Here is a 23,553-nt window from a genome sequence, read left to right as displayed (position 1 = left end):
CCGATCCCGGCGTCGAGCGCGTCCGCCGGCAGTCGCCCCGCCGCTCCCGGCCCGGTGGCCGGACCCGATCCGTCGGCTGCGGCCGTCCCGCCGGGCGTGGTGGTCCCGGCGGGCGCGGCCGTCGCCGGCGCGGCGGCCAGCAGGGGCGTGGCCGCCAGCGCGGTGCCGGCCCCGGCGAGCAGGAGATCGCGGCGCGACAGGTGCATGCTGCCTCCCAAGTGGACGAGATGCACCCATCATCACCGATCGCCACAACTCCCGCCGATGGTGAACCGCCCGGTAAGAAGGGGACCCTTCTCGACCGTATGCGTTAACAGGGGGCCCTTCCTTACAGCGGGGCGGGGAGCGGGGCGGTGTGCAGCACCGTCAGGCGGGAGACCGCCCGGGTCAGCACCACGTACAGCCGGTGCAGCCCGCGCGGCTCGGCCGCCACGATCGCCGCTGGCTCCACGGTCACCACGTGGTCGTACTCCAGGCCCTTGACCAGCGTCGCCGGGACCACCGTGACCCGCGCCGGGGCCGCCACGTCGTCGGCGGTCGCGGTGTCGATCCCGGCGTCGGCCAGCGCCGCCCGCAGCCCGCCGACCGCGTCGTCGGCGGCGATCACCCCGACCGAGCCGTCGTGGGCCAGCGCCGCCCGCACCTCGTCCACCGTCGCCGCCACCAGGTCATCCACGGTACGCACGTCCAGCGCGCCGTCGCGGCGCAGCGACTCGGCCGGGGGTACGTCCACCGCGAGCGCCGGCAGCAGCCGGTTGGCGAACGCGACCACGGCGGCGGGCACCCGGAAGCCGACGCTCAGCGGCACCACCGTCGCGTCCGGCTTGCCCAGGTGGGCCAGGGACTCCCGCCAGTCGCGGGCGGCCCACGGGGCGGTGCCCTGCGCCAGGTCGCCGAGCAGCGTGATCGACCCGTGCTCGCTGCGGCGGGCGATGGCCCGGCACTGCATCGGGGAGAGGTCCTGCGCCTCGTCGACCACCACGTGCCCGAAGCCGGCGGGGCGTTCCAGCAGCCCGGCGGCCTCGTCGACGAGCACCGCGTCGGCGGCCGTCCACTTCGTCGCCTTCGGGGTGCGCGGCGGCTTCGCCCAGGTCAGCAGCGCCTGCTCGGCCTCGGTGAGGATGCCGTCGGCGGCTGCCGCGAGCGCCGCCGGGTCGGCGAGCAGCCCGTGCACCAGCCCCTCCGGGGTGAGCGCCGGCCAGGCCGCGTCCAGGAAGTCGGCGACCGGGCGGATCCTGCCCATCCGGCGCAGCCAGGCGTCGCCGGGCGACTCGGCGCGGCGGGCCTCGGCCTGGCGTTGCAGCAGGCCCACCACCCGCGCCCGCACCCGCTCCCGGCCGGTGGCGTACGGCAGCCCCTCCCGGCGGGTCTCCTCGACGACGCGGTGCAGCGGGTCGAGGCCGATCCGCCAGCGGAACGACCCGTCGGAGACCATGATCGGCTCGGTGGGGGCGGCGATCCGGGCCTCGACGGCCCGCCGCAGCACCTCGGCCATCCGCGCGTCGTGCTTGAGCGCCGCCACGGCCGGGTCCTCCACCGCCCGCACCGGCACCCGGGCGATCAGGTCCTCCACGGTCGCCTGCTCGACCTCGACCTCGCCGAGCGCCGGCAGCACCGCCGCGATGTACGACAGGAACGCCCGGTTCGGCCCCACGATCAGCACCCCGGACCGGCGCAGCCGCTCCCGGTGCAGATAGAGCAGGTACGCCGCCCGGTGCAGCCCGACGGCCGTCTTCCCGGTGCCGGGCGCGCCCTGTACGCAGATCGAGGCGGCCAGGTCGGCGCGGACCAGCTCGTCCTGCTCCGGCTGGATGGTGGCGACGATGTCGCGCATCGGGCCGACGCGGGGACGCTCGATCTCGGCGGTGAGGATGCGGCTGGCGGTGCCCAGCTCCTCGCCCCGGTCCAGGTGCTCGTCCTCGAAGCTGGTCAGCGCGCCCGCGCTGAAGCCGAACCGGCGGCGCACGGTCACGCCCTGCGGGTCGCGGGCGCTGGCCCGGTAGAACGACCGGGAGACCGGGGCCCGCCAGTCGAGCACCATGGGCTCGCCGAGATCGTCGGTGACGTGCCGGCGGCCGATGTGGTGCTCCTCGTCGCCGAACGTGAGCCGGCCGAAGAACAGCGGGGTGTCTGGCTGGTCGGCCAGCTCGGCGACGCGGCGGGACAGGGTACGCCCCAGGGTTTCCGCCGTGTACGCGTCGCCGGCGACGTTGTGGCCGGTGGCGAAGAGGGCCTCGGTGCGTTGGCGCATGCGGGTCAGCGCGGCGCGGGACGCGTCCAGGTGGGCCCGTTCGGCGGCCAGTTCGGTGTCCAGGGACATGGGGGCGTGCGGGGTCATCCGACCTACTCCTCGGCGCGGGGGACAACACTGCCGCTCGCGTTTCCGGCAACGATGGCCGGCGCGGGGACGTCCGCTGCGGTGCTGGACACCTCGGCCGTCGGCGGGGCCAAACAGTCTACTCCCCACCCACCCCACCCCCACTCCGAGCCCGGTGATCAAGAGAAAAGCGTCAGAGTCGATCTCGGCGATGACGCAAACCTCTTGATCACCGGGCTGGGCGGCGGGGGTGGGGGTGGAGGGGCCAGGGGTGGAGGGACTGCAGGGCGGCGGCCGTGCGGACGAGCAGGTGTTCGTGGCGGTGGCGGGCGACGATCTGGAGGCCGACCGGGGTGCCGTCGGGGGCGAACCCGGCCGGGACGCTTGCGGCGGGGTGCCCGCTGAGGTTGAACGCCCAGGTCAGCGCCACGCTCATCCGGTCGCCCGGCCCGGCGTGGCCGTGCGCCGGGCCGGGGGTGGTGGGGGTGAGCAGCAGGTCGGCAAGGTCGAAGAGCCGCGCCAGGCGCGCGTCGTTGCCGGCCCGCAGGTCCGCGGCGGCGGCCCGGTCGCCGGGCGCTCGCAGGGCCCGCCACGCGGGCGCGGGATCGGCGAGCGTCAGGTCGTGCGCGACCAACCGGAGGAGACCCGCGTCGGCGAGCCGGTCGGCGGCGGCGCGGGCGGGCCCCGCGACGTCGGGGTCGACCTCGGCGTGGCCGAGCGTGGCCGACCAGACCGCCCGCAGCGGCCCGCCACCCGCCGGGCCGAGATGCCCGGCGAGCCGGGTGCCGAGAAGAGCGTCGAGGTACGCGGCGGCGTCGGCGACCGTACGGGCGAGCGGTCCCGGCGCGTTGAGCCCGGCGGCGTCGATGGCGGGCAGCCGCCCGTTGGTGAGCTTGATCCCGACGACCCCGCACCAGGCGGCGGGGATGCGCACCGAACCGGCCCCGTCGTTGCCGGTGGCCAGGGGCACGAGCCCGGCGGCGACGGCGGCTGCCGACCCGGCCGACGACCCGCCGGGCGTACGGTCGGTGCGCCAGGGGTTGGCGGTGGGGCCCTGGTCGGTGTGGCCCCACGTCTGCCAGGGCGTGCCCCGGGGGACGGCGGTGGCCCCGACCGGAATGCAGCCGGCGGCGACGAGCCGGCGGGTCTGGAGCGAGTCGACGCCCTCGGTGGCCTTGATGCCCAGCGGCACGCCGGCCAGCGGCAGCGGTCCGGCGGCGAGGGTGCGTTCCAGTTCGCGGGCGGCGTGCCGGGCCTGCTCCGGCCAGGTTTCGCGGAAGGCCCGCAGCGTGGCGTCGGCGGTGCCGATGCGGGCCAGGGTCGCCTCGACGACGTCGACGGGGCGGAGCCGGCCGGCGTTGACCAGCTCGGCGATCTCGACGGCGCTCCGGGGCGCGGCCGGATCGTCGGAGGCGACCGGGTCGCCTGGTGCGGTGGCTTCGTCGGGAGTTGCGGTGTCCATCGTGGGGGCCTCGCTCGGCACCGGGTCGGCGGTCGCGCTCTGCGCCGCCGTCGAGGTGCCGCCGCCGAGCGTAGCGGCGGGGTCGATGGCAGGCGCGGGTGGCGGGCGGGATCATGGGGGCATGAGCGAGGCACCGCCCGAGCGGCAGCGGGTGACGATCAGCGATCCGCAGGTGATGCGGGCCCTGGCCCACCCGGCGCGGCTCGCGATCATGGAACATCTCGCCTCGATCGAGTCCGGGGCCACCGCCACCGAGTGCGCGGAGATCGCCGGCCTGTCGCCGAGCGCGACCAGTTACCACCTGCGCGCGCTGGCGAAGTTCGGGCTGGTCGAGCAGGCCCCGAGCCGGGGGGACGCCCGGGAGCGGGTGTGGCGGGCGTTCAGTCCGTCGTACAACGTGGAGGCGGGGCAGACGGCCGGTTCCGAGGCGCGGGCGGCCGAGCTGGCTCTCGTGGAGGCGCACCTCGCCCGGGACGCGCAGCGTACCCGGGACTGGTTCCGCCGGGGGCCCGAGGAACCGCCGGAGTGGTACCGGGCCGGGTGGTTCAGCGACAGCGTGCTGCTGCTCACCGCCGAGGAGCTGCTGGCGCTCAACGAGGCGGTCCAGGACCTGATGGCGCCCTATCGGCGTCGGGTGCGGACCGATCCGCCGGACGGGGCGCGTCCCGTGGCCGTCCAGTACCGGTCGGTGCCCGTGGACTGAACCGGTGGCGACGGGGGATTGCCCGGCCGAGGTATGAAGGATTACTTTCGAAGTATGTCCTTCACACCTGGTCGGTCGCGTTGGCCCGACGTCTGGCTCGCCACCGCCGCCCGGGGCATCTCCAGCTGCGGTGACTTCCTGGCCGCGAGCACCCTCACCCTCGCCCTCCAGTCCGCCGGGGCCGGCGGCCCGGCCGTGGTGGGGCTGCTGATCGCCGCCAGCCTGCCGCTCGTCGCGCTCGCCCCGCTGACCGGCCGGCTCGCCGACCGGGTGGACTCCCGCACCCTGCTCGTCGCGGCCGGCATCGTGCAGGCGGCGATCTGCCTCGCCCTCGCGTACGCCGGACACCCGGCCCTGGCGATCGGCCTGGTGGCGCTGCTGGCCGCCGGGCTCGCGGTCACCCAGCCGGTGCTCGCCGCCCTCGTCCCGGCGATGGTCACGCCCGGAGACCTGCCCCGGGCCAGCGCGCTCAACCAGACGGCCGGCACCCTCGGCGCGCTGGCCGGCCCGGCGCTGGCCGGGCTGCTGGTGGGGCAGTTCGGCACCCGCGTGCCGCTGCTGTTGGACGCCGCCAGCTACCTCGCCCTGGTGGCCGCCGGCCTGCTGATCCGCACCCGCCGGGGCGGCGCCCGCCCGACCGCCAGACCCCGCCCGGCCGCCGACGCCCACTCGACGCCGACTCCCGACGGCCCGGCCCGGGCTTGGCGGCTGCGCCCGGACCGGCTGCTGTTCGCGATGGTGGCCTCGCTCGCCGGGGTGGTCGGCGCGGTCGGGGCGATCAACGTGATCGAGGTGTTCTTCATCCGCGAGACGCTGGGCAGTTCCACCACCGTCTACGGGCTGGTCACCGGGGCCTGGCCGCTGGGCATCGTGGCCGGGGCGTGGGCGCTCGCCCCGCTGACCCGCCGGCTCACCGACGACGATCGGCTGCTCGGCGTGGGGCTGCTCCTGCTCGGCGGGTGCTGCCTCGCGGTCCTGGTCTCCGCCGCCGTGCCGTCCGCCTGGTTGCTGGTGCCGATCTGGCTGCTCGGCGGCGTGCTCAACGGCGGCAACAACGTCGTCTGCAACGTGCTGCTCGCCCGCCGGGTGCCCGAGGCGGCGCGGGGCCGCGCGTACGCCGTCTTCGGCGCGGCCGTGCAGGGCGCGGGCATGGTCGGTCTCGCGGCCGGCGGCCTGCTGCTCGACCTGGCCCACCCCCGGCCGCTGGTGGCGGCGTGCGGCACGGTGGGGCTGCTCGCGGTGGCCGCGTTCGCCGTCCCCGTCGTCCGGGCGGCCCGCGCCGAACGGTCCGCGAACGGACCGGGGCAGCGGCGCGGGGCGGCCCGCGCGGCGGGGTCTACGCCGTGAGCAACTGCCGGATCCGCGCGTACTCGGCGGCCATCTCCGGCTCGGCCAGGAAGTCGTCGAGCGCGGCCGAGACCCGGTAGTCGACCTCCTCCAGGGAGCGGATGGCGAGCTCGTACAGCTCGCCGCGCCGGTGCTCCTCCAGGTAGGTGGTCCAGTGTTCGAGCGCGGTGAGGACGATCAGCAGGCCGGGGTCCATGTCGCCGTCGGCGAGGGTGCCCTCGTCGATGCGGTCCAGCAGGGCCCGCAGTTCGCTCGCATCGGCCGTGGCGACGGTCTCCAGAGCGGTGGCCAGCGCCGCCTGGGCGTCCTCGTCGAGGTCGTCCTCGTCGGCCTCGTCCACCAGGTCGGCGGTGGTCAGGCGGGTGATGGTCGCCAATCCGAAGGCGTGCAGGTCGTCCTCGCCAGCGGCGTCGATCAGTTGCTGGATGGCCGTCTCGACCTCTTGGTATCGCACCGCCTCAGGGTAGTGGCCGGCGGTGGGGCACCCACGACCGGCTTGCTTGTGCTGCTCATCGGGGTCGGCACACGAAGCGGGCCACCCGGAGACCCGGATGGCCCGCTCGCCGTGCCGATGTCAGAGGTTCAGGCTCCAACTGTTGAGGTAACCGGTGTCGAGGCTCGCCGCGTCCTGGACCCGCAGCCGCCAGCTCCCGTTCGCCACCTCCGAGGAGAGGTTCACGGTGTACGTCTGGTCGATGTTGTCGGTGCTGCCACCGGAGCGGCTCTGCAGCGTGTACACGCTGCCGTCCGGCGCGACGAGGCTGACCACGAGGTCACCGATGTAGGTGTGCACGATGTGCACCTCGACCTTGCTCGTGGTCGACGGGGTCGCCGCGCAGCCGCTGATCACGATGGTGCTCTCCACCGTCGAGTTGTCGGCGATCGCGACGTCGGTGCCGTTGCTGCCGGAGCAGCCCGGCAGCCCGTTCACCGTCAGGCTCAGCGTGGTCGTCCGGGCCACCGAGGGGGAGGTGCCCACCAGCGTGATCGCCACCGTGCCGCTGCCGGCGGTGGCGGCGGCGCTGACCGTGACCGTGGTCGACCCGCCGGCGGTGACCGACGACGGCGCGAACGACACGCTCACCCCGGCCGGCAGCGGGCCGGTCGAGAAGGTGACCTCCTCGGCGGTCCCCCGGATGACCGTGGTGCCGACCGTGGCGGTGCCCGAGGTGCCCGGGTCCAGGGTCAGCGCCGCCGGGGTGGCCGAGACGGTGAAGTCGTTGGCCGCGCACGACTCGGTGCCGGTGACGTTCACCGACGTCCAGGCCGCCATCACCGCCTTGTACTCGGTGCTGCAGAGGCCGTACAGGTCGGTGGCGGCCGACAGGGTGTGCAGCCGCGCGGTGTTGGTCGGCTGCGCGGTGTTCACGTAGCGGGTGTTCGACACGAAGTACGCGTCGAGCGCCCGGAACCAGATCTTCTCCGCCTTCTCCCGGCCGATCCCGGTCACCGGCGCGGCCGACCCGCACAGCGGCGAGGTGCCGTACGGGGTCGCCCCGGAGCCCTCGGCCAGGTTGAAGAAGAAGTGGTTGGCCACGCCCGAGGAGTAGTGCACGTCGAGGCCGTTGGTGCCGGTCGACCAGCAGCCGTGCGACTTGCCGTCCAGCGTCGGGTCGTACATGTAGCGCAGCGGGGTGCCGTTGCCGTTGATGTTGATCTTCTCGCCGACCTGGTAGTCGCCGGGGTCGACCGGGGTGTTGGCGTAGAACTCCACCATGTTGCCGAAGATGTCGCTGGTGGCCTCGTTCAGGCCGCCGGACTCACCGGAGTAGGTCAGGCCACCGGGGACCACGTTCTCGGTGACGCCGTGGGACATCTCGTGGCCGGCGACGTCGAGGGCGACCAGCGGCCGGGCGTTGCCCGCGCCGTCGCCGTAGGTCATCTGCGCGCCGTCCCAGAAGGCGTTGACGTACGCGTTGCCGTAGTGCACCCGGCTCGGCACGCCGGTGCCGTTGCCGAAGATGCCGTTGCGGCCGTGCACCTCGGTGAAGTAGTCGAAGGTCGTGGCCGCGCCGAAGTGCGCGTCGACCGCGGCGGACTGCCGGTTCGAGGCCGCGCCGGTGCCCCACACGTTGTCGGCGTCGGTGAAGGTCGTGCAGGTCGAGGTGCCGTTGTTCATGTCGCAGGTGCGCCCGTTGCCCCGGGTCGGGTCGATCATGTTGTACGTCGAGCCGGACAGGGTGGTGTCGATCGGGACCGGGCCGGCGTAGATGCTGTTGCCGGTGCCGACGACGGACTCGACCTCGTCGAAGGAGCCGATCCGGGCGCCGGTCAGCGCGTCGCTGATCACGTGCAGCTTCGAGGGGGTCTGCCCGTCCGGGGCCCAGCCGGTCACCACCGTCTCCCAGGCGAGCCGTCCGGTCCCGCTGCTCGCGTCGACGAACAGCTCCGCCGCGCCGGTGCCGGTGACCCGGCCGGAGAACTCGGCGATCGCCGCCCTGCGGGCCTTCGCGGCGCTGACCTTCGGGGCGGTGGCGAGGCTCAGCGGGGCGGCCAGGCCGACCGAACTGCCCGCGTAGTCGCCGTCGGCCTCGGTGCGGATGACGACGTCCCCGCCGTAGACGCGGAGCCCGTCGTACGTGCGGGTGTAGCGGACCGTGCCCCGGCCCTCGGCGTCCCGCTTGCTGCTGTGCACCGCGTAGCGGTCCTTCGCCGAGGACCTGACGGCCCGGGAGTGCTCCTTCAGGGCGGTGTCGGCGGCGGCGACCAGCGCCGGCCCCGGGGTGGATGGCGGGGCGGCGGACGCGCTCGTGGTGGTGACCACGAGACCGCTGCCGACCAGCATGGTGACGCCGGCCAGCGCTAGGGCTGATCTCAACATGACCTCCCCAATACGAGATGCACTCGCATCTATCGATAGCGAGATCATCGTCCGCTGCGGGGATCCTGGGAAGACGAGCGTCGATGGATAAACATACCTACTTGTCCATCCTGGCGATGCTATTACCGGCGAGGCGCGCGAGGATGTTCCGTCCCTGTTACGAAAGGAACCCATTGACAACAATCGCCTCAATAGATGGCAACCTTCGATGGCTGTCCGATCCCTAGCGTGGTGGGCACGTCGAACCCGACGTACCACGAAGGCCCTCCGCCCCACACATCCCGTTGGCGCGGGAGGCCGCCGGTCGACGCCGTCGACCGGCCCAGGAAGGAGCAGCCCAGTGAGGCTCACCCCGTACGTCACCCGCCGTTGGATCGGCACCCTCGGCACCGCCGCCCTCGCCGGCGCGCTGCTGGCCACCGCCGGGGTCGACCCGGCAGCGGCGACCCCGGCCACCGGCACCGTCCTCGGTGCCGACCGGCCCACCGCCGTCGACGGCAGCTACCTCGTGGTGCTGAAGGAGGGCCAGCGGCCCGACCGGGCCCGCGCCGAGGCCATCACCTCGCGCTACGGCAACGGCCGGGTCGACCGGGTCTACGGCCGGACCGTCAACGGCTGGTCGGCCCACCTCACCGAGCGGGCGGCCCGCCGGCTGGCCGCCGATCCCGCCGTCGCCTACGTGGAGCAGGACCAGCGGGTGCGGGCCCTCGCCACCCAGACGAACCCGCCCTCGTGGGGGCTCGACCGCATCGACCAGCGCAACCTGCCGCTCAACCGGTCCTTCACCTACGGGCCGAGCAACGGGGTGCGCGTCTACGTCGTCGACACCGGCGTCCGGGTGACCCACCAGGACTTCGGCGGCCGGGCGGTGAGCGGGTACGACGCGGTGGACAACGACAACAACGCCGACGACGGCAACGGACACGGCACCTTCGTCGCCTCGGTCGCCGCCGGTACCGCGTACGGCGTGGCCAAGAACGCCACCGTCGTGGGCGTCCGGGTGCTCGACAACAGCGGCTCGGGCACCACTGCCGGCGTCATCGCCGGCATCGACTGGGTCACCGCGAACGCGACCCGTCCCGCCGTGGCCAACCTGAGCCTCGGTGGCGGTGCCAGCACCACTCTCGACGCGGCGGTCCGCCGGTCGATCGCCGCTGGTGTCACCTACAGCATCGCGGCCGGCAACTCCGGCGTACCGGCCACCGGCACCTCGCCGGCCCGGGTCACCGAGGCGCTGACCGTCGGCGCGACCGACCAGACCGACACCCGGGCGAGCTGGTCCAACTACGGCACCGCGCTCGACCTCTTCGCGCCCGGTGTCTCCATCACCGCCGCCTGGCGGACCAGCGACACCGCCACCTACACCGGCAGCGGCACCTCGTTCGCCGCACCGCACGTCGCCGGCGCCGCCGCGATCTACCTGCGGAACAACCCCACGGCCAGCCCCGCCACGGTCAACGCGGCGATCGTCGCCGCCGCGACGCCCAACGTGGTCGTCAACCCCGGCGCCGGCTCCCCGAACCGGCTGCTCTACGTCGGAAGCTGACCCGCCCGCACCACCCGCCCGCACCACCCGCCCGCACCACCCGCCCGCACCACCCGCCCGCACCACCCGTCCGCGCCGGGCCACCCCCGGCGCGGACGGCGGCCGGTGGCCCGCCGCCCCGCACGACTCGCCGGTGCGGTCACCCGGCTCGACCGCCGCCCCACCCGGGCGGCGGTCGAGCCGTTCGGGCCGCCCGGACCCGGCACACGGCCCCGGGTGCGGGATTGGCCACTCCGGGGCCCGCCCGTTGAGACCGTGTCCCGCGGCGGGGATACGGTCGCAGCATGGCTGACCGCATCGCCCGTCCCCGGGTCGGACACATCCAGTTCCTGAACTGCCTGCCGATCTACTGGGGCCTGATGCGTTCCGGCGCGCTGATCGACGTCGACCTGCACAAGGACTCGCCGGACCGGCTGAGCGCCGCCCTGGTCGCCGGTGACCTGGACATCGGGCCGATCTCGCACGTCGAATACCTGCGCCACGCCGACGAGCTGCTGCTCCTGCCCGACCTGGCGGTCGGCAGCGACGGCCCGGTGCTCTCGGTCAACATGGTGTCCACGAAGCCCCTCGCCGAGCTGGGCGGCGGCCGGGTGGCCCTCGGTTCGACGTCGCGCACCGGCGTGCTGCTCGCCCGGCTGCTGCTCGGCGAGCGGTACGGCGTCCACCCCGACTACTTCCGCTGCCCGCCCGACCTGACGCAGATGCTGCTGGAGGCGGACGCCGGGGTGCTGATCGGCGACGTGGCGCTACGGGCGCTGTACGAGGCCCCGCAGCGGGGGCTGGAGGTCACCGACCTCGGGCAGGCCTGGCGCGACTGGACCGGGCTGCCGATGGTCTTCGCCGTCTGGGCGGTGCGCCGGGACTTCGCCGCCGACCACCCCGGCCTGGTCAAGGAGGTGCACGAGGCGTTCCTGCGCTCCCGCGACCTGTGCCTGGCCGAGCTGGACCAGGTCGCCGAGGCCGCCGCCCGGTGGGAGTCGTTCGACGCCGCGACCCTGGCCACGTACTTCCGGGCGCTGGACTTCTCGCTCGGCGAGCGGCAGGTGGCCGGGCTGCGCGAGTTCGCCCGGCGGGCCGCCGAGATCGGCGAGGCCCCGCCGCTGCCGGCGGACGGCCCCCGGTTCTTCGCCGGCTGAGGCCGACCACCAGACGTACGCCGTGACCGCCGCCGCCCGACGGCGGTCACGGGCACCCGTCAGGTGCCGGAGCGCAGCACCGCCTCGGTGATCTTCTGGCAGTTCTTCATGCCGTACTCGTAGCCCATGTTGATCGGGTAGCGGACCATCACGCCCATCGTCCAGTTGTCGCCGATGGCGAGGCAGTTGATGTGCATCTCCTGCTCGCGGGTCCGGTCGATCCAGCCGTTCTTGATGGCGATCTTCTTCTGCTCGGCCGCCGGGAACGCCTTGCGGATGCCGAAGTCACCGGAGCCGCGCACCAGCCGCATCTCGTTGATCAGCCACTTGGTCCACTCCGGCCCGGCCGCCCGGCCGTCCTTGATACACGCGCCGAGGCGCGCCGTGTCCCGGGGCGAGAGGTTCGTCCGGCTCCAGCCGCCGTCGGCGGCGGGGCTGCTGTCGGTGGTCTTGCAGATGGAGATCATCCGCTTGATCGACGCGGACCGGCCCACGGTGTTGTAGAACTGCTCGGCGCGGGTGTTGTCGCTGTCGCGGATGATCCGGGTGGCGTCGGCGAGCTTGGCGTCGCTGGGCTTCTGCCCCTGCTCGTCGGTGCGCCGCAGGTAGTCGGCGACGATCCAGGACTTGATCAGCGACGCGGTGGTGCTGGTCTCGTCCATGTTCTTCGAGCCGATGATCTTGCCGGTGCGGGTGTCCAGGACGCTCCAGGCGTACCAGCCCTCGATGTCGAGGTCGATCTGCTTGTCCGCGAACGGCAGCGGCTCCAGCGTCGGGGAGGGGCTGGGCGAGGCGGTGGGACGCGACTTGCGGTCCGAGGCCGCTCCGGCGGCGCGGTCGACGGGCGCGGATGCGTCGCCCCACTGGGCGGCGGCGGTCGACGCCATCGGCGAGCCGGGGAGCAGCCGCAGCGACACCAGCACCAGCCCGATCAGGACGGCCGCGATCGCGATCAGCCGCAGCGGCGACGCCTCGCCCCGCCCGGCACCTCCACCGCCGGCCCGGCGGCGGCTGCCCGCCATCAGAGCTTGCCGATCGGCTGCTGCGGCACCTTCAGGGCGGCGCCGGGCTGCGGGGTGACCAGCTGGGTGGCGACGCTGGCGCAGACCTTCGCGCCGTACGACAGCCCCTTCTTCTGCGGGTAGCGCAACATGACGGCGAGGCTCCACTTCTCGGTGACCGCAAGACAGTTCACGTGCCAGTTGCCGTCGTAGTTCAACGGCGTCCAGCCGTTCTTGATGCTGACCGGCCCCTGGGCCTTGATCTCGGCGGGCAGGCCGTCGACGATGCCCCACTTGCCGCCGCCGGACGTGGTGCGCTGCTCCTTGACGCTGCCGCGCACCTTGCTCATCTCGTCCAGCACCCACGTGGTCCACTTCGGCCCGGCCGCCTTGCCGCTGGCGATGCAGTCGCCGAGCCGGACGGCGTCGCGGGGGGACATCCGGGTGAAGCTCCAGTAGCCCACGTAGCCCGCGACGTTGCCGCGCTTGGTGTCGGTGAGGCCGCAGATGTCGACGGCCCGCTTGAGCACCGGGTTCAGCTGGCCGTTCGGATACACCCTGTACGAGCCGCCCGCCGCACCCCACACCGCGTCCGCGGCGCCGTCGTTGCTGTCCCGGATGGCCAGGCTCGCCATCTGCTTCATCCTGGGCGAGGGTTCCTTGTCGCCGAGCTGCCGCAGGTAGTCGGCGACGATCCAGGCCTTGATCATCGACTCGGTCGAGCTGGTCGACGCCAGGTTCTTCGAGCCGGAGATGCTGCCGCTCTCGCGGTCCAGCAGGGCCCAGGAGAAGAACTCGCCGGAGAAGTTCACCGAGACGGGGGCGGCGGCGAGCGTCGGCGGCGGCGGGGCGGTCGGCTCGGGGGCCGCCACGATCTGCATGCCGCTCCCGCCGGATCCGCCGTCGTCGTCGCCGGAGAGCTTGGCGTACGCGGCGGGCACCAGCATGGCGCTGCCGAGGAGGATCGCCGCGACGGCGAACACCATGGCCACGCGAGGTCGCATGAGTGGATGAGCTCCAGATGTCAGGGGCCGGGGGACCGACTGCTTTCCGAACTGGTTCGTCCTGATCGCTGGGGGCCGGGGGAAGTGGCCCGCGTCATACGCCCGGCGGTCGTCCGCAGCCGGTCGGTGTGACCGGGAAAGTCTACGTCCGGATGGCCGACACGCCAGGAACCGACGCCTGTCAAGTCGCTATGAAGGCGGGATTGTGGCCTGTTATGCCAGCCTTGGGGGGATTCATCTCCGCTTAGTGAGCCATGTCATACCTGCACCCTGGCCTGCGGCAATACGAAAAGGGGTCGACTCGTGACGGAAGGTGCTTTCGGAAACCTGTGACACCCTCTGGTGTGGGCTGGCGCGAGCTGTAACACTTGTCGGCATGTATGGCAACGACTTCTCCGCCCCGGAGGACGCGCCCGGCGGTGGCCTGCTCGGCGAGGTGGCGGCGGCGGAGGCGGCGCTGCGCGAGGCGGCGACCCGGCAGCGCGGCGGCGGCCCCGGCCCGGACGCCGACCTAGAGGCATACTTCGCCGACGTCATCGACGCCGACCAGAAGATCGAGCCCCGCGACTGGATGCCCGAGGCGTACCGGAAGACGCTGATCCGGCAGATCGCCCAGCACGCGCACTCCGAGATCATCGGAATGCAGCCGGAGGGCAACTGGATCAGCCGCGCCCCCTCGCTCAAGCGCAAGGCCATCCTGCTGGCCAAGGTCCAGGACGAGGCCGGACACGGCCTCTACCTGTACGCCGCCGCCGAGACCCTCGGCGTCAGCCGGGACGAGCTGGTGCAGCTCCTGCTCGACGGGCGGCAGAAATACAGCTCGATCTTCAACTACCCGACCCTGAGCTGGGCCGACGTGGGGGTGATCGGCTGGCTGGTCGACGGCGCGGCGATCGTCAACCAGGTGCCGCTGTGCCGCTGCTCGTACGGCCCGTACGCGCGGGCCATGATCCGGGTCTGCAAGGAGGAGTCGTTCCACCAGCGCCAGGGCTACGAGATCCTGCACACCCTGGCCCACGGCACCCCGGAGCAGAAGGCCATGGCCCAGGACGCGGTGGACCGCTGGTGGTACCCGTCGCTGGCCATGTTCGGCCCGCCCGACGGCGACTCCACCCACTCCGCCCGCTCGATGGCCTGGAAGATCAAGCGGTTCTCCAACGACGAGCTGCGCCAGCGCTTCGTCGACATGTGCGTGCAGCAGGCGGAGATCCTCGGCCTCACCCTGCCCGACCCCGACCTGCGCTGGAACGAGCAGCGCCAGGCGTACGACTTCACCGAGCCGGACTACGCCGAGCTGATGCGGGTGATCTCCGGCGAGGGCCCGTGCAACCGGCAGCGGATGGAGCACCGCCGCCGCGCCCACGCCGAGGGCGCGTGGGTCCGCGAGGCCGCCGCCACGTACGCCGCGAAGCGGTCGACTGCGCGAGAGGCGGTTGCGGCATGAGCGGCATCGACAGCACGTCCCCCCTGTGGGAGGTCTTCGTGCGGGCCCGGCGCGGGCTGGCGCACACCCACGTCGGCAGCCTGCACGCCCCCGACGCCGAGTTGGCCCTGCGCAACGCCCGGGATCTCTACACCCGCCGCCAGGAGGGCGTGTCGATCTGGGTGGTGCCGGCCGCCGCGATCACCGCGTCCAGCCCCGACGAGAAGGACGCCTTCTTCGACCCGGCGGCCGACAAGGTCTACCGCCACCCCACCTTCTACGACGTGCCGGACGGGGTGGCCCACCTGTGAGCAGCCCCTTCGACTTCGCCCTCGCCCTCGGCGACGACGCGCTGGTCGCCGCGCAGCGCCTCGGCGAGTGGACCAGCCGCGCCCCGGAGATGGAGGAGGACGTCGCGCTGGCCAACATCGCCCTCGACCAGCTCGGCGCGGCCCGGCTCCTGCTCACCTACGCGGGCGAGCTGGAGGGCGCCGGCCGCGACGAGGACGCGCTGGCGTACCTGCGCGACGACCGGGAGTTCCGCAACTGCCTGCTGGTCGAGCTGCCCAACGGCGACTTCGCGGTGACCATGGCGAAGCTGCTGTTCCTGTCGGCCTACCAGCTTCCGCTCTACTCCGCGCTGGCCGGGTGCGCCGACGAGCGGCTCGCCGCGATCGGGGCGAAGGCGCGCAAGGAGTCCGCGTACCACCGGGACCACGCCGCGCTGTGGGTGCGCCGGCTCGGCGACGGCACCGCCGAGTCGCACCGCCGCATGCAGGCCGCCGTCGACCAGGTCTGGCCGTACGCGCACGAGCTGTTCGCGCCGTGGCCGGGCGCGCCGGTCGACCCGGCCGGCCTGCGCGGCGACTTCGACGCGTACGTCGGGCCGGTGCTGGCCGAGGCGACCCTGACCCGGCCGGCGGACGGCTGGACCCCGGCCGGCGGGCGGGACGGCGTGCACACCGAGCACCTGTCGTACCTGCTGGCGGAGATGCAGGTGCTGCACCGCGCCCACCCGGGGGCGACGTGGTAGACCCGAGGGACGCCGTGGCGGCGGTGGTGGACCCGGAGATCCGGGTGATCACCATCGACGAGCTGGGCATCCTGCGGGCGGTCGACCGGGACCCGGCCACCGGCCGGGTCACCGTGACCATCACCCCCACCTACACGGGCTGCCCGGCGATGGACGTGATCCGGGCCGACATCCGGCGGGCGCTGGCCGCCGCCGGGCACCCCGACGCCGACGTCCGCACGGTCTACAGCCCGGCGTGGAGCACCGACTGGATCTCCGCCGCCGGCCGGGCCAAGCTGGCCGCCGCCGGCATCGCCCCGCCGCCGGCCACCCGGGACGCCGGCACCGCCCCGGCGACCCGGGCCGGCACGGTCGTGCCGCTGACCCTCGCCGTCCGCTGCCCGCTCTGCGGGTCGGCGGAGACCGAGCAGGTCAGCCGGTTCGGCTCCACCGCGTGCAAGGCCCTGTGGCGCTGCCGCGCCTGCCGTGAACCCTTCGACCACCTGAAGGCGCTGTGACTGTCACGATCACCCGCCCGGTCCGCCGCCGGCCGGCCTTCCACCCGCTGCCCGTCGCCGCCGTCGACCGGCTCACCGCCGACGCCGTGGCGATCACCTTCGCCGTGCCGGAGGAGCTGCGGGCGCTTTTCGCGTTCTCCGCCGGCCAGCACCTCACCGTGCGCCTGCCCGCCGGCACCGGCCCTGCGGATGCCGACGTGCGGCGGTCGTACTCGATCTGCTCGACGCCCGACGACCTGGCCCGGCACGGCCGGCTGCGGATCGGGGTGCGGGAGATCCCCGGCGGCGCGTTCTCGGCCTACGCCTGCTCGGTGCTGCGGCACGGCGACACCGTCGAGGTGCTGCCCCCGCTCGGGCATTTCACCACGGCGTTCGACCCGGGCCGGGCCCGCCGCTACGGCGCGGTCGCCGCCGGCTCCGGCATCACCCCGGTGCTCGCGCTGGTCGCCACCGCCCTGGCCGTCGAGCCGGCCAGCACCTTCACCCTGGTGTACGGCAACCGCACGGCGAACTCGGTGATGTTCGCCGAGGAGTTGGCCGACCTGAAGGACCGCTACCCGACGCGGCTGCACCTGGTGCACGTGCTGTCCCGGGAGCCGGGCGAGTCGCCGCTGCTGTCGGGGCGGATCGACGCCGACCGGCTGGGCCGCCTGCTGGGCACGATCGTGCCGGGCGACGCGATCGAGGAGTGGTTCCTCTGCGGCCCGTACGGCATGGTGGTCGACGCGAAGGCGGTGCTCGCCGCGCGGGGCCTGCCGGAGTCGGCGGTGCACGCGGAGCTGTTCCACGTCGCCGACACGCCCGCCCCGGCGCAGCGCCGCCCCGCCGGGCCGACCGGGGACGCCGAGGTGACGATCGTGCTGGACGGCCGGGCGTCGACCTTCCCGATGGGCCGCGAGGAGCGGGTCCTCGACGCGGCGCTGCGGGTGCGCGGCGAGCTGCCGTACGCGTGCAAGGGCGGGGTCTGCTCGACCTGCCGGGCGAAGGTGGTCTCCGGCGCGGTGACGATGGCCCGCAACTACGCCCTGGAGCCGGACGAGGTCGCCGCCGGATACGTGCTGACCTGCCAGTCCACCCCCACCACCGACACCCTCACGGTCGACTACGACGCGTAGCCGGCGCGGCGGGGCCGCTGGCGGCTTCGTGGAGTGACCGCCGTGCTGGTATGACAGGCGGCGTGGACAAGCAGCGGGCCATCGTGGTCGGTAACAGTGACGGCATCGGGTTGGCGGTCACCCGCCGCCTGTTGGACGACGGCTGGACGGTGGCGGGCCTGTCGCGCAGCAGCAGCCCGTTGACGTCCAGCGGCTACGAGCACCACCGCGCCGACGTCACCGACGCCGGCTACCGCGAGGTGCTCGCCGGGGCGCTGGACACCCTCGGCGGCGTCGAGGTCTGCATCTACGCCGCCGGCATCGGTGACTTCTTCGACGTGGCGGACCTGGCCGCGCAGACCAGGGCGTTGGAGGTCAACCTCGTCGGCGCCGCGCGCACCATGGAGGTGGTGGTGCCGTCCATGGTGCGCGCCCGGGCGGGGCACGTGGTCGGCCTGTCGAGTCTCGCCGACGTGGCCCCCTCGGCCGAGGCGCCCGGCTACGCCGCGGGCAAGGCCGGGATGTCGTCGTACCTGCTGGGGCTGGGCGGGGCCCTGCGGGCACACGGGGTGCGGGTCAGCGTCGTCCGGTTCGGCTTCGTGGACACCAAGATGGCCAAGGCGCGGGTCAAGCCGATGATGCTCTCGGTGGACCAGGCTGCCGACGTGGTGCTGGACACCCTGCGTACCCGCGCGACGGTCGTCTCACGGCCGCGACGGATGGCGGCGCTGGCGCGTACCGCCGGGGTGCTGCTGAACGTGCGGGCGCGACGGTGAGGTCGGCCGCGCCGGCGACTTGCCGGGTTTTGTTACGGTCGCGGCAGCAGCGCCGGTCGGACTGGGAGCGATGATGGAGAAGAGGCACGTCGGCACGTTGGTCGTCGTACTGGCCGTCGTGGCGGTCGTCGGCGCGGTCGGCGGCACCTACCTGGCTACCCGGGGCGACGGTGCGACGGCGGACCGCACCGTGGACGCCGGCAGCACCGTGGACGCGGGCGGGGACGCGGGCCGGCAGACGGGCGGCCCCGAGGCCACCGGGGGAGCCGACCGGGCCGACCAGCCGGCGCGTCCGTCGTCGGGTGCCCCCACGGGTTCGTCCGATTCCTCTTCCTCCGGCTCCTCAGGTGGGGGGTCGCGGACGTACCGGCTCGACCGGACCTTCTACGACCAGGCGTCGATGACGGTCACCCTGGTCAGCGCCGAGGTCACCGGGAGCAAGCTGCGGCTGAACGTTCGCTACCGCAACGGCTCGGCGACCCCCTGGGCGCTGGAGTGCTCGCCCGTCGCCGAGGACCGCGAGCTGGTGCTGCTCACCCTCGCCGACGGCAGGACCGTGCGCCCGGAGAGCACCTACTGCTCCACCCGGCCCGGCGAGTCGATCGAACTCGCGCCCGGCCGCGAGCTGGCCAGCTGGGCCGTGTTCCCGGTGGCGCCGCAGGCCGGATCGTCGCTCGACCTGTCCTGGTACGACTTCCCCGCCACCGACCTCACCCTCCGCTGACTCGCCCTGTTGCGAGCCCCTCCAGACCTTGGACAGTTGCTGCCCGGAGCTGACAGGGAGTGTCCAACGTCTGGACGGCGCGGCCGGACCGGGGTGAATCTTGGAAGATTCCGGCCCCTGGAGGGGCCTCATTCTTCCAAGATCTCCTCTTTACGAGGGGTGCGACGCGGGCTTCAGCCCTTGCGTACGTGTGCCGTCCAGTAGGTGAGGTCCGAGTGGTGCTCCGTGAGGACGACCGGCTCGCCGCAGGCCTCCCCGATCATCTTGGCCGCGTCGTCCAGGTGCGCCGGCTGGTGATCCCAGTCGTCGTCGCAGAACAGGTGCAGGCCGACCTCGCCCCGGTCGTCGCCGAGCGCCTCGGCCGCAACGGGCGGCACCAGCACCACCGTGTAGCGGGCGGCCTCCCGCTCCGCCTCGGTGGGCGGCTCCGGCTCGTCCCGCCGCCGTCGGCGGAAGCGTTCGATCACCGACGGGATGGGGCCGGGCGAGTCCGCCGGATCGTACGGCCGCAGCCAGGTGGGCTGAATGGTCCGCATCGCAACTCCTCCACTCACGGCGACAGCCATTAGCAACGTTGCTTCTCATAGTTGCTTTCAGGGCATCCAGAGTCAATACTCAACGCCACGAAGCGTGTCGTCAGGGTGACGATCGGCGGTGTGGTGGAGGAGGCGGCATGGCCAAGGCGAATCTGCCGACCGTCGTCGGGCGGGGGCTCGGCGGCGAGCTGCGCGAACTGCGGAGGGCGCGCAAGTTGCCGCTGCGGCAGGTGGCGACCCGGCTGGACTGGCAACCGTCCAAGCTGTCCCGGATGGAGACCGGCATCCAGGGCATCCAGGCCGCCGACGTCGCGTCGCTGCTGGTGATCTACGGCATCACCGGGGATGAGCGCAAGCGGCTGCTCGCGATGGCCGAGCGGTCGGCCGAGACCGGCTGGTGGGAGGCGATCGGCGGGCTGTCCGACGAGTCGCGCACGCTGATCCGGCTGGAGGCCGAGGCGACGGGCATCGTGAACTGGGAGCCGCTGCTGGTGCCGGGGCTGTTGCAGACCCCGGACTACGCCCAGGCGGTGATGGTCGGCTGCGGGGTGCCGCCCGACGATGCGCAGGGTCGGGTGGCGGCCCGGCTGGGCCGGCAGGCGATCCTGAGCCGTTCCAACCCGCCCGCGCTCCACGCGCTGCTCGACGAGGCGGTGCTGAGCCGGGCACTCGGCGGCCCCCGGGTGATGGCCCGGCAGCTCCGGCACCTGGTCGAGGCGGCCGAGCGGCCGACCGTCACGCTGCGGGTGGTGCCGCTGGCGGTCGGCGCGCACACCGGCCTGGACGGCTCGTTCGCGCTCTTCGACTTCCCGCGCAACCGGTCGGTGGTCTATCTCGACCACAAGCTGACCGGGTTGTTCCTGGAGGAGGCCGCGCAGGTGGCGCACTTCCGGCGGGAGGCGGATAGGCTGGCCGAGGCGGCGTTGAGCCCCGTCGATTCGGTGGCGCTCGTCGCGCGGTATGCGGCGGAGCACGAGCGAGAGTGAGCCGAGGATGACCACCCCTGAGCTGTCCGGCGCGACCTGGCGCAAGTCGACCCGCAGCGGCTCCAACGCCAACTGCGTGGAGGTGGCGGAGACGGTGCGGGCGGTGGGCGTACGCGACTCGAAGGACCCGGCCGGGCCGGTGCTGGCCTTCGACCGGCGGGCCTGGGCCGCCTTCGTCGCCGGCCTGCCGGGCCGGGCCTGACCGTCCGACGGCGCGGGTGACGGCCCCGGCCGCCGCCCCGCTCGCGGAACCCCCTGGACCTTGGGCAGTTCCCGTCCGGAGCTGACGGGATCTGTCCAGGATTGGCGTGGATCTCCGGCAGTGTCCGGGTGCGGGACGCGTCACGGCGCTGCGCACCCCTGCGGGCCTGGACGGCTGCCCGGCGTACGCTCGGAGGCGTGACGGTGAGCCGGGAGATCGACGACATCCTGCAACGCGGCGCGGACGGCGGGCGGATCACGCCCGAGGAGGCCCTGCTGCTCTACACCGAGGCGCCCTTCCACGCCCTCGGCGAGGCGGCCGACGCGGTGCGCCGGCGGCGCTACCCCGACAACATCGTCACCTACCTGATCGACCGCAACATCAACTACACGAACGTCTGCGTGACGGCGTGCAAGTTCTGCGCCTTCTACCGTGCGCCCAAGCACAAGGAGGGGTGGACCCACCCGACCGAGGAGATCCTGCGCCGCTGCGGCGAGGCGGTCGAGCTGGGCGCGACCCAGGTCATGCTCCAGGGCGGCCACCACCCCGACTACGGCGTGGAGTACTACGAGGAGCTGTTCTCCTCGGTCAAGCAGGCGTACCCGCAGCTCGCGATCCACTCCATCGGGCCGAGCGAGATCCTGCACATGGCCAAGGTGTCCGGCGTGAGCCTCGACGAGGCGATCGCGCGGATCAAGGCGGCCGGGCTCGACTCGATCGCCGGGGCCGGCGCGGAGATGCTGCCGGACCGGCCGCGCAGGGCGATCGCCCCGCTCAAGGAGTCCGGCGCGCGCTGGCTGGAGGTCATGGAGCTGGCCCACCGGCAGGGCCTGGAGTCGACCGCCACGATGATGATGGGCACCGGCGAGACGGCCGCCGAGCGGATCGAGCACCTGCGGATGATCCGCGACGTGCAGGACCGCACCAAGGGCTTCCGGGCGTTCATCCCGTGGACGTACCAGCCGGAGAACAACCACCTCAAGGGCCGCACCCAGGCGACGACGCTGGAATACCTGCGCCTGGTCGCGGTGTCCCGGCTCTTCTTCGAGACCGTGCCGCACCTGCAGGCGTCCTGGCTGACGACCGGCAAGGACGTCGGCCAGCTCGCCCTGCACATGGGCGTGGACGACCTCGGCTCGATCATGCTGGAGGAGAACGTGATCTCCTCGGCGGGCGCGCGGCACCGGTCCAACCTGCACGAGCTGATCGGCATGATCCGCTCGGCGGACCGCATCCCCGCCCAGCGGGACACCCTCTACCGCCGGCTCGCGGTGCACCACACCCCGGCCGACGACCCGACCGACGACCGGGTGGTCTCGCACTTCTCCTCGATCGCGCTGCCGGGCGGCGGGGTCGGCAGGGCCCTGCCGCTGGTCGACGCCCGCTGACGGGCGCTCCCGGGGGCGGCCCACCCCGACACGGGGACGGCGGAAAAGGTACGTCGACCGCTAACGTGCGGTCGGCGTACCTTTCGCTCTTTCCACGGGGGAAACTCATGACCTTGCGTTACCGACCGCCGGCGCGGCTCGGCGTCGCCGCCCTGCTCGTGTCCGGCGCGCTCGCCGCCCTCGGCACCCCGGCCCGCGCCGAGGGCCCGGGCACGGACCTCTCGCTCGACGTCGCGGGCACCCGGGTCGCCGCCGGCGTCGAGGGCAAGACCGCCTACATCAAGGTCAGCAACAGGGGTACGAACCCGGCCGCCAACGTCACCGTGAAGGTGGACGTCTCCGACCTCGACCCGCTCGACGCCGAGGCGATCCCGAACGGTGAGGCGTGCGAGGAGATCGGCGAGGACCTCTGGTATTGCGCGCTGCTGGGCGACGACCTGCCGGCCCCCGGCCGGACCGTCGAGGTGCCCCTGCTGGTGTTCAAGAACAACGGCGGCGGCCCCCGATCGGCTCCGGTCACCTTCACCCTCGCCTCGCCGGACGACACCACCCCGGAGAACAACACCAGGACCGTGCAGGTCGAGTTCACCGAGGAGAGCGGCGTCGACCTGGGCGTCCGCGTCCCGGACGTGACCCGGCACATCCGGCCCGACGAGTACGACCCCGACACCGAGGGCTTCCCCGCCCTGCAAGCGGGCCAGACCACGGTGCTCGTCGGCGAGGTCGTCAACCAGGGCGACCTCGCCACGGACGGGCTCCGGCTCACCCTGCTCCTGCCCGAGGGGGTCACCTTCGCGGCCAGGTTCACCGACTGCGCGCACTCCGCCGGCAACCGGAAGGCGACCTGCGAGATCGAGGACCTGCGGCTCGCCGACGGCGGCGACGCCCTGAGCTTCGTGGTGCCGATCACGGTCGACGCCGGCGTGCGGGGGCCGGTCGCCCTCAAGCCCGGCACGGTGACGGCGGAGGCCCTGGGCCAGCTCACGCCGCAGCAGCAGCGCTCGCGCAGGGCGGCGACGCCGGCCCTGCCGTCCGGCCTGAGTCTGGTGCCGGCGCGCGAGGTCGACAGCAGTGACAACAGCGACGACTTCGCCGTGCTCGTCATCGCCCGCAGCGACGGCGGGGGTGGTGGCGACGGCGGCCTGCCGGTGACCGGCCCGCAGGCCGGTCTGATCGGCGGGGTGGGCGCGGCGGTGCTGGCCGTCGGAGGTGCGCTGCTCGTGCTGGCCCGTCGCCGCCGGTTGGTCCTGGTGGCCCCGACGGACGAACAGCGCAACGCCTGAGGACCTGCCGATCGGACCTCACACCGGGTCACCACCCCGGACCGCAGCGTGGTCGGCCGAAAGTCCCGTGACCGGTCGTCGGGAGGGCATTAGTGGTCGCCGTTCGGGGGACGCGCCGGGTTGCGGGCCCGCCCCACAAGCGGCCAATCCCGACAATCCCTGAAGGTGACCGAACGTATGGCCCGGGCATCGTCGGCGCGGGGGGTGGCGGCACCGCCCAGGGGCCGATAACGTGCGGCGCGCACCCTCCGACGCAGGTCGGAGCGGGTCGGCC

General features: G+C 73.4%; 22 protein-coding genes. 15 read left to right on the top strand and 7 right to left on the bottom strand.

The window, feature by feature from the left end; genetic code table 11:
• Nucleotides 1–328 precede the first annotated feature (328 nt).
• On the bottom strand, nucleotides 329–2,338 hold the full coding sequence (locus tag ACVMYR_RS02515) for a HelD family protein (protein ID WP_457121022.1): 2,010 nt from the start codon (nucleotides 2,336–2,338) through the stop codon (nucleotides 329–331).
• Nucleotides 2,339–2,546: 208 nt separating this feature from the next.
• Nucleotides 2,547–3,779, bottom strand: a complete 1,233-nt coding sequence (locus ACVMYR_RS02510; protein WP_457121021.1) for an amidase — start codon at nucleotides 3,777–3,779, stop codon at nucleotides 2,547–2,549.
• Nucleotides 3,780–3,900: 121 nt separating this feature from the next.
• On the opposite strand from ACVMYR_RS02510, the gene ACVMYR_RS02505 reads away from it, so the two are divergent.
• A complete protein-coding gene (locus ACVMYR_RS02505) occupies nucleotides 3,901–4,482 on the top strand; it encodes an ArsR/SmtB family transcription factor (RefSeq protein ID WP_077935644.1) in 582 nt (193 codons plus the stop codon).
• A gap of 54 nt (nucleotides 4,483–4,536) precedes the next feature.
• Complete coding sequence (locus tag ACVMYR_RS02500) at nucleotides 4,537–5,829, top strand: MFS transporter (RefSeq protein ID WP_457121020.1); 1,293 nt, start codon at nucleotides 4,537–4,539, stop codon at nucleotides 5,827–5,829.
• Here the strand turns inward: ACVMYR_RS02500 and ACVMYR_RS02495 are convergent.
• Complete coding sequence (locus ACVMYR_RS02495) at nucleotides 5,819–6,283, bottom strand: hypothetical protein (protein WP_077935646.1); 465 nt, start codon at nucleotides 6,281–6,283, stop codon at nucleotides 5,819–5,821. The genes ACVMYR_RS02500 and ACVMYR_RS02495 overlap by 11 nt on opposite strands.
• A 120-nt stretch (nucleotides 6,284–6,403) precedes the next feature.
• The gene (locus tag ACVMYR_RS02490; protein WP_457121019.1) at nucleotides 6,404–8,647 is read right to left on the bottom strand and encodes a M4 family metallopeptidase; all 2,244 of its coding nucleotides are present in this window, start codon (nucleotides 8,645–8,647) and stop codon (nucleotides 6,404–6,406) included.
• A gap of 343 nt (nucleotides 8,648–8,990) precedes the next feature.
• On the opposite strand from ACVMYR_RS02490, the gene ACVMYR_RS02485 reads away from it, so the two are divergent.
• Entirely contained in the window at nucleotides 8,991–10,196 is a 1,206-nt protein-coding gene (locus ACVMYR_RS02485) for a S8 family peptidase (RefSeq protein ID WP_228986482.1), read from the top strand.
• Between the two features lie 284 nt (nucleotides 10,197–10,480).
• Nucleotides 10,481–11,332, top strand: coding sequence for a menaquinone biosynthetic enzyme MqnA/MqnD family protein (locus ACVMYR_RS02480; protein ID WP_457121018.1), 852 nt, complete (start codon nucleotides 10,481–10,483; stop codon nucleotides 11,330–11,332).
• 59 nt (nucleotides 11,333–11,391) lie between these two features.
• On the opposite strand, the gene ACVMYR_RS02475 is transcribed toward ACVMYR_RS02480, so the two are convergent.
• The gene (locus tag ACVMYR_RS02475; RefSeq protein WP_396727510.1) at nucleotides 11,392–12,354 is read right to left on the bottom strand and encodes a hypothetical protein; all 963 of its coding nucleotides are present in this window, start codon (nucleotides 12,352–12,354) and stop codon (nucleotides 11,392–11,394) included.
• Nucleotides 12,354–13,337: a hypothetical protein gene (locus tag ACVMYR_RS02470; protein WP_077935650.1), complete on the bottom strand. Its 984-nt coding sequence runs from the start codon at nucleotides 13,335–13,337 to the stop codon at nucleotides 12,354–12,356. Before ACVMYR_RS02470 ends, ACVMYR_RS02475 begins: the two co-directional genes overlap by 1 nt.
• 376 nt (nucleotides 13,338–13,713) lie before the next feature.
• Between ACVMYR_RS02470 and paaA the strand changes: the two genes are divergently transcribed.
• The 7 genes from paaA (at nucleotide 13,714) to ACVMYR_RS02435 (ending at nucleotide 18,884) form a co-directional block, all read left to right on the top strand.
• Nucleotides 13,714–14,781, top strand: a complete 1,068-nt coding sequence (paaA, locus tag ACVMYR_RS02465; RefSeq protein ID WP_457121017.1) for a 1,2-phenylacetyl-CoA epoxidase subunit PaaA — start codon at nucleotides 13,714–13,716, stop codon at nucleotides 14,779–14,781.
• Nucleotides 14,778–15,071: a 1,2-phenylacetyl-CoA epoxidase subunit PaaB gene (paaB, locus tag ACVMYR_RS02460; protein ID WP_396788702.1), complete on the top strand. Its 294-nt coding sequence runs from the start codon at nucleotides 14,778–14,780 to the stop codon at nucleotides 15,069–15,071. Before paaA ends, paaB begins: the two co-directional genes overlap by 4 nt.
• A complete protein-coding gene (gene paaC, locus ACVMYR_RS02455; RefSeq protein WP_457121016.1) occupies nucleotides 15,068–15,793 on the top strand; it encodes a 1,2-phenylacetyl-CoA epoxidase subunit PaaC in 726 nt (241 codons plus the stop codon). Before paaB ends, paaC begins: the two co-directional genes overlap by 4 nt.
• Nucleotides 15,787–16,290: a 1,2-phenylacetyl-CoA epoxidase subunit PaaD gene (gene paaD / locus ACVMYR_RS02450; protein WP_229406434.1), complete on the top strand. Its 504-nt coding sequence runs from the start codon at nucleotides 15,787–15,789 to the stop codon at nucleotides 16,288–16,290. The genes paaC and paaD overlap by 7 nt, the downstream gene beginning before the upstream one ends.
• Nucleotides 16,287–17,405 carry a 1,2-phenylacetyl-CoA epoxidase subunit PaaE gene (paaE, locus tag ACVMYR_RS02445; RefSeq protein ID WP_457121015.1) on the top strand — a complete coding sequence of 373 codons (1,119 nt, stop codon included), beginning with the start codon at nucleotides 16,287–16,289 and terminating at the stop codon, nucleotides 17,403–17,405. Before paaD ends, paaE begins: the two co-directional genes overlap by 4 nt.
• Nucleotides 17,406–17,467: 62 nt before the next feature.
• Complete coding sequence (locus ACVMYR_RS02440; RefSeq protein ID WP_457121014.1) at nucleotides 17,468–18,160, top strand: SDR family NAD(P)-dependent oxidoreductase; 693 nt, start codon at nucleotides 17,468–17,470, stop codon at nucleotides 18,158–18,160.
• 73 nt (nucleotides 18,161–18,233) lie between these two features.
• Complete coding sequence (locus ACVMYR_RS02435; RefSeq protein ID WP_457121013.1) at nucleotides 18,234–18,884, top strand: hypothetical protein; 651 nt, start codon at nucleotides 18,234–18,236, stop codon at nucleotides 18,882–18,884.
• A 173-nt stretch (nucleotides 18,885–19,057) separates the two neighbouring features.
• Here ACVMYR_RS02435 and ACVMYR_RS02430 read toward each other — a convergent pair whose 3' ends face one another.
• On the bottom strand, nucleotides 19,058–19,420 hold the full coding sequence (locus ACVMYR_RS02430; protein WP_457121012.1) for a hypothetical protein: 363 nt from the start codon (nucleotides 19,418–19,420) through the stop codon (nucleotides 19,058–19,060).
• Nucleotides 19,421–19,557: 137 nt separating this feature from the next.
• Between ACVMYR_RS02430 and ACVMYR_RS02425 the strand changes: the two genes are divergently transcribed.
• From ACVMYR_RS02425 to ACVMYR_RS02410, 4 genes are all read left to right on the top strand, one after another.
• Nucleotides 19,558–20,406 carry a helix-turn-helix domain-containing protein gene (locus tag ACVMYR_RS02425; RefSeq protein WP_457121011.1) on the top strand — a complete coding sequence of 283 codons (849 nt, stop codon included), beginning with the start codon at nucleotides 19,558–19,560 and terminating at the stop codon, nucleotides 20,404–20,406.
• 7 nt (nucleotides 20,407–20,413) lie between these two features.
• Nucleotides 20,414–20,608, top strand: coding sequence for a DUF397 domain-containing protein (locus tag ACVMYR_RS02420; protein ID WP_457121010.1), 195 nt, complete (start codon nucleotides 20,414–20,416; stop codon nucleotides 20,606–20,608).
• Nucleotides 20,609–20,805: 197 nt separating this feature from the next.
• The gene (gene mqnC / locus ACVMYR_RS02415; RefSeq protein WP_457121009.1) at nucleotides 20,806–21,996 is read left to right on the top strand and encodes a cyclic dehypoxanthinyl futalosine synthase; all 1,191 of its coding nucleotides are present in this window, start codon (nucleotides 20,806–20,808) and stop codon (nucleotides 21,994–21,996) included.
• 107 nt (nucleotides 21,997–22,103) lie between these two features.
• Entirely contained in the window at nucleotides 22,104–23,279 is a 1,176-nt protein-coding gene (locus ACVMYR_RS02410; protein ID WP_457121008.1) for a hypothetical protein, read from the top strand.
• Nucleotides 23,280–23,553 lie beyond the last annotated feature (274 nt).

The organism is Micromonospora sp. PTRAS2 (assembly GCF_054052245.1).
This window is presented reverse-complemented; position numbering and strand designations above follow the sequence as displayed.

Coding starts and splice junctions, on each gene's coding strand:
- ACVMYR_RS02515 (WP_457121022.1), bottom strand. CDS start 2,338: ATGACCCCGCACGCCCCCATGTCCCTGGACACCGAACTGGCCGCCGAA.
- ACVMYR_RS02510 (WP_457121021.1), bottom strand. CDS start 3,779: ATGGACACCGCAACTCCCGACGAAGCCACCGCACCAGGCGACCCGGTC.
- ACVMYR_RS02505 (WP_077935644.1), top strand. CDS start 3,901: ATGAGCGAGGCACCGCCCGAGCGGCAGCGGGTGACGATCAGCGATCCG.
- ACVMYR_RS02500 (WP_457121020.1), top strand. CDS start 4,537: ATGTCCTTCACACCTGGTCGGTCGCGTTGGCCCGACGTCTGGCTCGCC.
- ACVMYR_RS02480 (WP_457121018.1), top strand. CDS start 10,481: ATGGCTGACCGCATCGCCCGTCCCCGGGTCGGACACATCCAGTTCCTG.
- ACVMYR_RS02475 (WP_396727510.1), bottom strand. CDS start 12,354: ATGGCGGGCAGCCGCCGCCGGGCCGGCGGTGGAGGTGCCGGGCGGGGC.
- ACVMYR_RS02470 (WP_077935650.1), bottom strand. CDS start 13,337: ATGCGACCTCGCGTGGCCATGGTGTTCGCCGTCGCGGCGATCCTCCTC.
- paaA (WP_457121017.1), top strand. CDS start 13,714: ATGTATGGCAACGACTTCTCCGCCCCGGAGGACGCGCCCGGCGGTGGC.
- paaB (WP_396788702.1), top strand. CDS start 14,778: ATGAGCGGCATCGACAGCACGTCCCCCCTGTGGGAGGTCTTCGTGCGG.
- ACVMYR_RS02435 (WP_457121013.1), top strand. CDS start 18,234: ATGGAGAAGAGGCACGTCGGCACGTTGGTCGTCGTACTGGCCGTCGTG.
- ACVMYR_RS02430 (WP_457121012.1), bottom strand. CDS start 19,420: ATGCGGACCATTCAGCCCACCTGGCTGCGGCCGTACGATCCGGCGGAC.
- ACVMYR_RS02425 (WP_457121011.1), top strand. CDS start 19,558: ATGGCCAAGGCGAATCTGCCGACCGTCGTCGGGCGGGGGCTCGGCGGC.
- ACVMYR_RS02420 (WP_457121010.1), top strand. CDS start 20,414: ATGACCACCCCTGAGCTGTCCGGCGCGACCTGGCGCAAGTCGACCCGC.
- ACVMYR_RS02410 (WP_457121008.1), top strand. CDS start 22,104: ATGACCTTGCGTTACCGACCGCCGGCGCGGCTCGGCGTCGCCGCCCTG.